The sequence below is a fragment of the Leptolyngbya sp. FACHB-321 genome, assembly GCF_014695975.1.
Classification (GTDB): Bacteria; Cyanobacteriota; Cyanobacteriia; order Leptolyngbyales; family Leptolyngbyaceae; genus Stenomitos.
This window is the reverse complement of the sequence record NZ_JACJPI010000046.1, coordinates 92,206-102,899: the sequence shown is the minus strand read 5'-3', so window position 1 is coordinate 102,899 and position 10,694 is coordinate 92,206. Positions and strand designations below refer to the sequence as shown.

Below are 10,694 nucleotides of genomic sequence, written 5' to 3'. Positions count from 1 at the left end.
AGTCTTGTCACTCCTGGGTATATAGATGTCGTGGCTTACTGGTTCTATGCAGAGTGCTTCTACAACGTTCCAGCTTGGGTGCAGTGTACTAATTGCGGTTAGTCTTGTTACCGCAAAACCTGTGAAGGGTCAGGATGTGGAACCAGAGCGATCGCCCCAGCTTTTGCTGACTGTACCTAAGGTCATAAAACAGCCTCAGTTCCCGCCAACGCTACTGCCGACCACGATCGCCCCCGCGAACCAGCTTACAATTGCCCAAAGCATCCCTCCTAACGCTGCGCCACAGCAGCTACCGCGAGAACCGTCGCCACCGTCTACGCAACCGCCTCCAGCTTCTACCCCTGCACCCTTACCGCCCCTTGATCAGCTGCTGCCGCGACCCGGTTCACAGCCAGCAGCGCCGTTTGAAAACACGCTTGAGACCATTACGGTCGAGCGCTTTGAGGTTGTTGGCAGCACCGTGTTTAGTGCAGCAGAGTTTGCCAAAATTACGGAGCCGTTTACCAAGCGTCCACTCGCGATCGTCGAATTGTTTCAGCTTCGGTCTGCCATTACGCAGCTTTATCTTGACAAGGGCTACATTACGTCTGGCGCCTATGTGCCACCACAAACGCTTCAGCGTGGAGTCGTGACCATTCGGGTCATTGAAGGTAGGTTGGAGACCATCACCGTTACAGGTACCCGCCGACTCAGCCCAAACTACGTGCGATCGCGGCTGGCAATCGCAACAGGCGCACCGCTGAACCGTGATCGACTACTAACAGCCTTACAGTTGCTCCAGCTTGATCCACTGCTGCAATCCCTTTCGGCAGAACTCTCTGCTGGCAGCCGTCCTGGCGAGAGTGTGCTGTCGGTACAAGTAACAGAAGCTCGTTCTTTGAACTCGCAGCTTACTTTTGATAATGCGCGTGCGCCTAGCGTAGGAACTAATCGCCGCCAAATTCAGATTAGCCAGGGAAACACTACAGGTTTGGGCGATCGGCTGAGTGCTTCCTACACCAACACAAATGGCAGTAACGCGATCGATTTGGGCTATGTACTGCCGCTCAATCCGCGCAATGGCACTCTGAGTCTCAATTATGGCAGCGCTGCCAGCTCGATTATTGAGCCACCCTTTGATGTGCTTGAGATTGAGTCCAAAGCCCGCTATTATGAACTCGCGTTTCGCCAGCCGCTCGTCCAAACGCCTACCCGCGAACTGGCAGTTGGCATTACCGCCACCCATCGCCAAAGTGAAGCCACGCTGTTGGATGGACTCATTCCCTTTCCAGCGTTGGGAGCTGATCCCGATGGCAAAACACGCCTTACTGCCCTGCGTTTTTTTCAGGAAGCAACCTGGCGCAGTGGTACAGAAGTGATTGCACTCCGCTCCCAGTTCACCGTCGGGCTAAACGCTCTCAGCGCCACTATTAACCCTGACTCCCCCGATAGCCGCTTCTTTGCATGGCGTGGACAAGCGCAGTGGGTGCGGCTGCTAGCTCCCGATACCTTGCTGCTGGTGCGCGGCGATCTACAACTGGCAGACCGACCGATGCTACCACTGGAACAGTTTGGTTTGGGTGGTCAGGACAGTGTGCGTGGCTATCGTCAAGATGCACTGCTGACTGATAACGGTCTGTTTACTTCAGCAGAAGTGCGCTTTCCCATTCTGCGCCTACCTAAATTGAATAGCCTGTTGCAACTGACCCCCTTTATTGATCTCGGCACTGCCTGGAACCTGGGAAACTCACCTAATCCCGACCCAAGAACGCTCTTAGCTGTCGGTTTGGGGCTGCGGCTGCAATATAGCGATCGCCTGACAGCTCGCCTGGACTGGGGCATCCCGCTCACTGACATCAACGGTGCGAAAAACACCTTGCAGGAGAACGGGCTGTATTTCTCGATCGTTATAAGACCGTTTTAATAGGAGAGGAGAAGCAGAGGAACAATTCAAAGCTCAAAACTTTCCCTCCTTCCTTCTAACCGGTTCTGGTAAAGGTAAGATTGCTAGACATGAAGACCCTTTTAACTAATACTTGCGCTCACTTGGCGATCGCAATGACACTCGTTGCGTGTAATCCTTCTCGACCACCTGTCACCTCTTCGCCACTGCCGGATGCACTGCCCCCCAGTCCCATAATTGCTAGCCCTTCACCGCAATCAACGGCGATCGTGAATCCGTTTGTGAAAGGCGTTGACAAAGCAGCGAGTGCCACTCAGTTAGCGCAGTCTGCTCAAACTACAGACGATTGGAGACTGGTCGTTAGCCAATGGGAGCGAGCGATCGCCTTTATGAAAGCAGTGCCGCCATCAAGCCCTAACTACAAGGCGTCGCAGAAACTGCTACCGAGCTATCAGCAAGCCCTGGTACGTACTCAACAACAAGCAAAACGCGGTGGCACCCTACCATCATCGAGTATTGCCCAAGGTAGTGCAGAGGGCGGTGTTCCGCTGATAGCAGGCGACCAATCTGGTGCTAGCCCTGACGTATCAAAAGATGCTGTGAAAACGATGGAGGCTGCCATTACCATCAGTGCTTTATTGCAGCAGCAGCAGGAGTTTTTTGTTAAACAGAAGCGTTTTGCTTCTAGCCTCACAGAGTTAGGTACTAGCATTCCTGCAAGCACACCAAACTATAGCTACAGCACTGGTGTGAAGCAAGCCAAGCAAGTTATTGCTACAGCGACAGCGAAGCAAGACGGTATGCCCAGCTACACAGGCGCGATCCTGTTCGCTAAGGATGACAAAAACAACGCAACGCCAGTGGCTGCCGTTTGTTTCACTACCCCGTTTGGAAGGACACCGCCGCCCCCGCCCCAATTAATTGGCAAGGACGCACAGTGCCCAGCAGGTTCTACTAAAATGTAAGGCTAACGTCGCCGACCAAAGCTACGTGATCGGGAACTACCAAAACCTCGGCTAGGGCTACGATAGGTGCGGTTGGGACGATCGGAGCGTCGCAGTGTGCTGTTGCCATAGCCAGTGCCAGTAGAACGATTTGCTTGTCCGGTGTTGCGCGTTCTGGCAGTACTGGAGGACGGCGATCGCAACTGTCCGGTTGTCCGCAACTGGTTGTTACGCACTGCTGCCGGAGGAGCTTGGTACCGCGATTGGTATCGGTTTACGGCTTGATTGTAAGAAGAACCATAACCGCCGTATCCAGTCATAGGCACACCTGGTTGATACATGGGTGGCATATAGTACTGCGGTCTAAAGAGTAAGCTACCGATCGCTTGCCCTGCCAATGCGCCTGCAAACGGTGTCCAGAAATTAGACTCTTGACGTACTACAACGGTTTCTGGGCGACCTGTCTCTGGATTGTTTTGAGTTTCCGTTACGTTATGAACGTACTCAATTTTAAAGTCCTCTGTGAGATGGAGAGACGGCTGACCCTTCTCAACCTTGAGGTAACTCTTCTTACCAGCCGCAATTTCTTCTTCAGTTAAACGAGCCATCTGTAGGTTGGTGGCGCGAAACGCAGATGATTCACCCGGTTTTGTATTGAGTACAGCTACGTTGTATTCGCCACCATCATCGTTGTAAGTTGCCTGTTGTACAGGGTACTCACCATCCGAAAGGCGGCTCTGGGCAACTGGGCGAGTTGATTGAGTTGGCTGCGATCGCGTTTCAGTATTTGAGTTGGTTGCAAGAGGGCTGCCGCACCCGACCGAAGTCCAGATGAGCGTCAAAGTCATTGAGAGAACTAAAAATTTGCGAAGCATACGTCTAAAGGTGATTAAAGGTGTCAGTGAGTAAAGGGGCAACCGAGGAAGAGTCAGTTTAGAGTGGAATAAGCTCTGGGAAGTTACTAAGCACCTGATCAGGTGTCAACTCATCGCCCAACCGTGCGGGCGAAAAGTGCACTTGAACGGCGCGTAGCCTTTCCTGGTAATGCAAATTAATCATTGCCTTTAGCCCTATTCTCAAAGCACTCATGTTGGCAAGGTCAGTTTCCAGCTCTGGTACTTCGCCCTCAGAAGCAATCGTTAGCATTACAACAAGGTTGCGGGTGGCAGGTAGGGTTAGCGGGTCATCAGCAGTCCCAGCAGACTCCAGCGCTGGGGTACTGAGATAACGCTGTGCCGAATCGGTAAACAATTCTGTAACAAAATCGCCTGCCTCGCCTTCATCCCAAAAGACCTCCCCTTCGTTACCAGCAGCTTGCCAGTAGATGTCGTGCTGAAGTAAGCCCTGGCAAATTTCGACTAAGCCTTCTCCTAGCTCTTGCATGTCGCCTTCTGTGTCTACAGCGTCACGCGCAGCACTATTAAGGATGCCTAGCAGCGGAGCGACTTCATCACCTACTAGATGGATAAAGATCCGACAAACAACAAACCGAGTTTTGCCAGTGAATTGATTAAGGCGATCGCGCCACGCATTCATGTCTTCTTTCCTCTGGTAATAGTGATAGTCGCGTTAATCAGGCTAGTCCTGCCACTACTGTATGCAGCCACTCGCATAAAACTATCTACCTCAGGTGTAGCCCACATTCTGGTCCGCCTAAGGTGCGGATTTCTGCCCATTAAGTGACGGTCGGCGGGAGGGGAATGAAGGTGGAGGGCAGAGGGCAAAAGGCAGAAGGTGACATTTACTAATGGCTCCCCTTGCCCCCCTTCCCTCCTGCACCTCTGCTCCCTTGCTTCCCTAGCTTCTCCTCCCCCTTACTCCCTTGCCTCCTTGTGAGTGCTACCGTAGAACGGTGCTGAAAGAGTTTTGCAGCCATTATTCTTTAATTCAAAAGTCAAAATCGTTAGATGAGTATTTTTACGCTGCGATCGCTCCACAAAGACTTTGGCATCAAAGAGATTTTGCATGGTGCCAACTTTAGCCTGGATGATGGCGACAAGGTGGGGTTGATTGGCACCAACGGCTCTGGTAAATCCACGCTGCTCAAAATGATTGCGGGGCAGGAGTCGATCGACAGTGGCGAAATTCTCGTTAACTCTGGTGTTCGCATCGTCTATCTACCGCAGCAGCCAGAGCTAGACGACGATCGCACCGTCCTGGAACAGGTCTTTGCAGACAGTGGCGACCAGATGGCACTGGTGCGGGAGTTTGAGGAGGTTTCTGATAAGCTGGCGCACGGGCATGGTGATCCAGACCAACTGATGGCACGGCTTTCTAGCCTGACGCATCGCCTGGATGCAACCGGAGCCTGGGACTTAGAAACCAATGCCAAAATTATTCTGACTCGGCTTGGCATTGAAGACTTTGATGCCAAAATTGGCAGCCTTTCAGGCGGCTATCGCAAACGTATTGCCCTGGCAGCAGCGTTACTGTCGGAACCAGATGTGCTGCTGATGGATGAGCCAACTAACCATTTGGATGCACTTTCGGTCGAATGGCTGCAAAGTTACCTCAATCGCTTTCGAGGCGCACTACTGTTGATTACTCACGATCGCTACTTTCTCGATCGCGTGACCAATCGCATTCTGGAGATCGATCGCGGCGACCTTTACACCTACAGCGGCAACTACTCCTACTACTTGGAGAAAAAGGCACTATCAGAAGACTCTGCTGCCAGCACCGAGCGCAAGCATGCAGGACTGCTGCGACGCGAGCTGGAATGGCTGAAACGCGGTCCGAAAGCGCGCAGTACGAAACAAAAGGCGCGCATCGATCGCATCCGTGCCATGCAGGCAACCGAATTCAAGCAAGGGCATGGCAAGGTTGATCTGGCGACGGCAGGGCGGCGCATTGGCAAGAAAGTCATTGAGTTGGTGAACGTCTCGAAAGGCTATGGCGATCGCACATTGATCAAAAACTTTACCTACGAGTTCAGCCCAGAAGATCGCGTGGGGATCATCGGTGGCAATGGTGTTGGCAAGTCTACCTTGATGGACATGATCACCGGGCGCTTGCAGCCCGACTCTGGCACAGTCGAAATCGGCACGACTATTCACATCGGCTACTTTGACCAGCATTCCGATGACCTTACGCTTAAGCCTGAACAGCGTGTGATCGACTATCTCAAAGATGTCGCTGAACTGGTGAAAATTGCGGATGGTTCCGTCATCACTGCCTCCCAAATGCTGGAGCGCTTTCTGTTTCCTGGTAACCAGCAGTACGCCCCGATTAGCAAACTCTCTGGTGGTGAAAAGCGTCGTCTTTTCCTGCTGCGCGTGCTTATGAGTGCTCCAAACGTCCTCATTCTGGACGAGCCGACTAACGACCTAGATGTACAAACCCTTGCCGTCCTGGAAGATTATTTAGAAGACTTTAATGGCTGTGTGATTGTTGTTTCCCACGATCGCTACTTCCTCGATCGCGTGGTTGATACCATCTTTGCCTTTGAGTCTGACGGCACTCTGCGTCAATACCCTGGAAATTACTCGGTGTATTTGGACTATAAGCAGGCAGAGGAAGGTGAGGAGAAAGGAGAAAGGAGAGAGAGAGAGGCGAAAGAGGAGAGGGAGGAAAAAGAAGAGCAGAGAGAGGAAAAAGGCGTTCAGCTGGAACAACCCTTGCCCCTTGCCCCTTCCCCCTCGCCCTCTAAAGCTCGCAAGCTTTCCTACAAAGAAAAGCGCGAATTCGAGCAGTTAGAAGCACAGATCCCCGCTATGGAAGCGGAGAAAGAGCAGATTGAGCAAACGTTGTATAAAAACCCGCCGTCAGGTTTCACTGAAGTGCAAACACTGTCTTCTCGGTTAGCCGAGTTGAATGCCGCGATTGATACTGCAACTGATCGCTGGCTAGAGCTATCTGAACTAGCGTCTTAGCCCACACAAGCTTTAATCTGTAACAGGTTTAATCCGTAAAATTGCGTCTATAAACTCGCACTAATAGGCACTGGAACAGAACCTTTCACACAGAGCTATAGCAATTTTAAACAAATTCGCTCTCTGGCAAAAAGCCATAGCAAAGGGCAACGGGTGAATCTAAAACACCGTTCATCCCACATTCTTTGCGCCCGCAGTGAATGCAGTCTGATTGGGTTGGCAACACTAATTCGATCGCAGGATAGACGCTGATCCCCTGATTAATAAAGCCCTGCGCTTCCAAATCTGAGAGGACACTGCAAATTAGAAGTGCCTGGGTAACACCAAGTGCTTCCCGCTGGTAGTTGATTTGCTTTAGCGTTTCCCCAAACCCCTGAGTATCAGGTTTAATCAGCACCAGCACTTTTTCCGTCAGGCTAATGAAGCAATTCGGTTTATCTTGCTCAAACAAATCCTTGTACTGAAGCGTAAACGTACCATCGGGGTAGCGCAATGTGCGAATCTGCCGCAAGAAAGGCAGGGTGAAGTTGCCCATCTCATCAATCGTATACCACCAGGATTTGTGCCACGCGTCAAAGGGCAAATGCAAGATTTCCTCAATTTGCTCTGGGCGGAACCCTGCTTCTACTAGCAGCGAGACAGTCAGTGACAGCGACAGATTTTTACCCAGCATCTGCATCTCTGATTCATGCTGAGTAAGTCTTGCCAGCTCTCGGCTCTCTTGAGTGCGGCTATTGCTTTTAAACAAGCGCTCTACTTCCCCAGGTGGTGCCAGCTTGCAATAAACCACTTCAAAATGCACGATGCCATCAGCCGTCTGTTGATAGCCTGTTGGTACACCAACCTGTGTCGAAATAGTGCGAATTGAATGCCCCTGTGCCAGCGCAGGGATGCAGTTTTCTAGCAGCGACTTGAGTACGTGGCTGTCAGCGATCGCCAGCGCCAGTTGGATCTGGTCATGCAGATTGGGTGCTCTTACAGCATCACTCACCGGATGAAACAGCGGATTCGTTGGCATAGCCTATTACCCATCGCTACTGCGGAATAAACGCTATTGTCGAACAGTTTTGACAGAACATCCCTACACTTGCACTTCTCTTAAGAAATCGATAGCTTTTGCCTGCCCGACAGTAGCGATCGCTACGAAGCACCAACAGCCACAGGGTATGGGGAAGCAGCCAGCGTTCAGCCAACAATGTTTCGGCATCAGTAGCCGCACTACACTAAGGTCGATCGCTCAGCATGTGAATAATCTGGCTTGCGCTCAAATCCAGCGATTTTGCAAAAAATGACGTTGCCTGGGTGTGCGATGGCATAATGGAGCAACTGACTACTTATGTTCCATTCGCAACTCGCTATTAGTTATGTCACAAGGACAGGGATTTGGCTTCGGTCTTGGCAAGATGAAGGAGCTGAAAGAAGCCTTCACGAAAGCGCAACAGGTTCAAGAGGGAGCCAAACGGCTTCAAGAAGAACTGGAACAAATGGAAATTGAAGGAGAATCGGGTGGCGGTTTGGTGAAGGTTGTGCTCAGTGGCAACCAGGAACCTCTTAGCGTTACCATTTCGCCCGATGCTCTCGGTGAAGGTGCAGAAGTGCTTTCAGATTTGGTTACGGCAGCGATGAAAGATGCTTACAACCGCTCAACCGCCACCATGCGCGAACGGATGGAAGAGCTAACCGGTGGGCTAAATTTACCAGGAATGTAGAGATTGAGAGGCAGTTAGACGGCAGGGTTAATAACACTGCTTTACGGTGTGTCTGGTGACTAGACCCTGCTTCTGCATTTGGCATTCTGCTGTGGTGTGCCAAACCTATTAATCTCCAAGTGCTTCCAGTTATATGCGCTACATTTGCTCTGCTGTTCGTCTACGAAAAGCTGTAGCTGTTCCGTTTAAAGTTTTTCTGTCCCTACGGCACAACTAATGCCCTATACGCTGCTGTTCGTTTGTCTTGGTAATATTTGCCGTTCTCCCTCAGCAGAGAACATCATGAATCATCTGATTGCTCAAGCCGGTTTAAGCGATCGCATTCAATGTGATTCAGCAGGCACCGCTAGCTACCATGTTGGTAGTCCGCCTGATCGTCGGATGGCGGTCGCCGCACAACGGCAAGGTCTTACACTGCGTGGCAGAGCACGGCAATTTACAACGGCAGATTTTGAGGCATTCGATCGCATTCTGGCAATGGATCGAGAGAACTTTAACAATATCTGCGCCCTTGACCCTGCTGGTAACTATCGGTCTAAGGTGCAGCTCATGTGTGATTTCTGTACTCGGCATACTTTACAAGAAGTACCTGATCCTTACTACGGTGGCTCTGAAGGGTTTAATCAGGTGATTGATTTATTGTTTGATGCCTGTGAAGGGTTGCTGCACGACGTAAACCAGCAGCTAGCGACGAGCAAAATGCTTTAACAAGCTAGCTTGTAGCAGGCAACTTTTTAATTGTAAGCACCACTCTAAAGTCAGACAAGCAACTTAAAGTGCTTCGATCGCTTGCTTCAGATCAGCCGTCAGCAATTGAGCGCTTTGCTTCGGTGTCTTTGCATTATATGCAGATACCTGTATCGGGTGACCAATGCAGACCTTAACTTTGCAGCGCCACGGCACAGATGGATCGCTGTAATGAATACGAATTGGAACAATCTGGATACCAAGCTTGGGTCGGCTACTTTCTGCCTGTAGCGCCAACCGCGCCAGACCTGGCTTGAGGCGCTGTACTGGACCATCGCGAAAGATATTGCCTTCCGGGAAGATCACAAGGGTTTCGCCATCTTGTAGCAGATCAACCCCATGACGTAGGCTAGCAATCGCCGGACGTTTAGGATCGATAGGAAAGCCGCCTAACCGTCGAATAAACCAGCCTTGCAGCCCTCTAACTTCATCTGCCGAAACCATGAAGCGCGGATGATGCCCTGTGATATCGTGTCCCGCAGCATAGGGAATCATCATGGCATCCCAGCGAGAACGGTGAGTGGGGGCAAGAATCACGGGCCCAGTCCGAGGAAGATTGTTGCGCCCAATAACTTCAACCTGCCTAAAGTAAGCGGGCACAAGAAGATAGCGACCAAGCGGATAGACTAATGATGCTAACCATGATGAACACTGGGACGACGCAGCGATCGATGCGCTTTGACCCTGGCTTTGACCCTGAGAGATGCCACCTTTAAGCAGTTGCACAAAAAGCGAATTCTTCGATGCTGGCTGCTCAGAGTCAATCTTCGATGGATCAGAGTGGTAGCACTCCCGGCACTTTTCTGGCTCTTGGTCAAGTGAATTTACCAACGTATCGGCGCTGGTTGGCAGTTGCCCTGAAGCGTAGAGTGGTCTAGTTGGATCGAGCGAGTTCATAGGGTGACGAGGGGAACGAGGTGCGGAAACAACACGTAAACCTACCCTAGAGCGCTACGCGATCGTCGTTGTTATTGCTAAGGACACTTTCTAGGGTGTCATGAAGTATGATGACGTCGCTGAGCAAACCAATCCTGTAGCTGCTGTCGGCAAGGCACTTCTAGCACACCACCCATGACAGGAAGACGATGGTTAGAACAATCGCTGTCAGGCATATTTAGCACCGATCGCACGGCTCCGGCTTTAGGATCATCGGCTCCATACACTAGCTGCCCCAGTCGTGCCAGCACTAGCGCCCCTGCACACATTGGACAGGGTTCCAACGTAACGTAAAGGGTGCATTGGGTAAGATGCCAGTCATTAAGTACCCGTCCTGCTGCTCGTAGTGCGAGAATCTCCGCATGAGCAGTTGGGTCATGGTCCCGCTCGCGCCGATTTTCTGCCTCTGCGATCGCTCGTCCATTCGCATCGACAATCACGGCACCTACCGGCACATCTCCTGCTTCGCCAGCCATCCGAGCCAGGGCGATCGCTCGTTCCATCCACTGCCGATGTCGCACGTATTCTGGATGATCAAAGGGAGAAGGCAAGGGGTGAGGAGTGAATGGGTGAAGAGGAGTAAGGAGTGAATGGGTAAGGGGGG

General features: G+C 51.5%; 10 protein-coding genes. 5 read left to right on the top strand and 5 right to left on the bottom strand.

Going from position 1 to position 10,694, the window contains the following annotated elements; all coding sequences use genetic code 11:
- Positions 1-46: 46 nt before the first annotated feature.
- Positions 47-1,903: a ShlB/FhaC/HecB family hemolysin secretion/activation protein gene (locus tag H6F76_RS08810; protein WP_190507534.1), complete on the top strand. Its 1,857-nt coding sequence runs from the start codon at positions 47-49 to the stop codon at positions 1,901-1,903.
- Between the two features lie 89 nt (positions 1,904-1,992).
- A complete protein-coding gene (locus tag H6F76_RS08805) occupies positions 1,993-2,847 on the top strand; it encodes a type IV pilin-like G/H family protein (protein ID WP_190507496.1) in 855 nt (284 codons plus the stop codon).
- Positions 2,848-2,849: 2 nt separating this feature from the next.
- Here H6F76_RS08805 and H6F76_RS08800 read toward each other — a convergent pair whose 3' ends face one another.
- Positions 2,850-3,701, bottom strand: a complete 852-nt coding sequence (locus H6F76_RS08800) for a hypothetical protein (RefSeq protein ID WP_190507493.1) — start codon at positions 3,699-3,701, stop codon at positions 2,850-2,852.
- 58 nt (positions 3,702-3,759) lie between these two features.
- Positions 3,760-4,362 (bottom strand): DUF1517 domain-containing protein, encoded by a 603-nt coding sequence (locus tag H6F76_RS08795; protein WP_190507491.1) that lies wholly within the window; start codon positions 4,360-4,362, stop codon positions 3,760-3,762.
- A 371-nt stretch (positions 4,363-4,733) separates the two neighbouring features.
- Here H6F76_RS08795 and H6F76_RS08790 point away from each other — a divergent pair, with 371 nt between their 5' ends.
- Entirely contained in the window at positions 4,734-6,698 is a 1,965-nt protein-coding gene (locus H6F76_RS08790; RefSeq protein ID WP_190507489.1) for an ABC-F family ATP-binding cassette domain-containing protein, read from the top strand.
- Between the two features lie 106 nt (positions 6,699-6,804).
- Here H6F76_RS08790 and H6F76_RS08785 read toward each other — a convergent pair whose 3' ends face one another.
- On the bottom strand, positions 6,805-7,716 hold the full coding sequence (locus tag H6F76_RS08785) for a hypothetical protein (RefSeq protein WP_190507487.1): 912 nt from the start codon (positions 7,714-7,716) through the stop codon (positions 6,805-6,807).
- 346 nt (positions 7,717-8,062) lie between these two features.
- On the opposite strand from H6F76_RS08785, the gene H6F76_RS08780 reads away from it, so the two are divergent.
- Both H6F76_RS08780 and H6F76_RS08775 read left to right on the top strand, forming a co-directional pair.
- Positions 8,063-8,407, top strand: coding sequence for a YbaB/EbfC family nucleoid-associated protein (locus H6F76_RS08780; protein WP_190449123.1), 345 nt, complete (start codon positions 8,063-8,065; stop codon positions 8,405-8,407).
- 216 nt (positions 8,408-8,623) lie between these two features.
- Positions 8,624-9,115 (top strand): low molecular weight protein-tyrosine-phosphatase, encoded by a 492-nt coding sequence (locus H6F76_RS08775; protein WP_190449122.1) that lies wholly within the window; start codon positions 8,624-8,626, stop codon positions 9,113-9,115.
- Positions 9,116-9,178: 63 nt separating this feature from the next.
- Here the strand turns inward: H6F76_RS08775 and H6F76_RS08770 are convergent, their stop codons facing one another.
- Together H6F76_RS08770 and tadA are read right to left on the bottom strand one after the other, a co-directional pair.
- On the bottom strand, positions 9,179-10,051 hold the full coding sequence (locus H6F76_RS08770) for a lysophospholipid acyltransferase family protein (protein WP_190507485.1): 873 nt from the start codon (positions 10,049-10,051) through the stop codon (positions 9,179-9,181).
- 98 nt (positions 10,052-10,149) lie between these two features.
- Positions 10,150-10,641: a tRNA adenosine(34) deaminase TadA gene (gene tadA, locus H6F76_RS08765; protein WP_277881201.1), complete on the bottom strand. Its 492-nt coding sequence runs from the start codon at positions 10,639-10,641 to the stop codon at positions 10,150-10,152.
- Between the last annotated feature and the right edge of the window lie 53 nt (positions 10,642-10,694).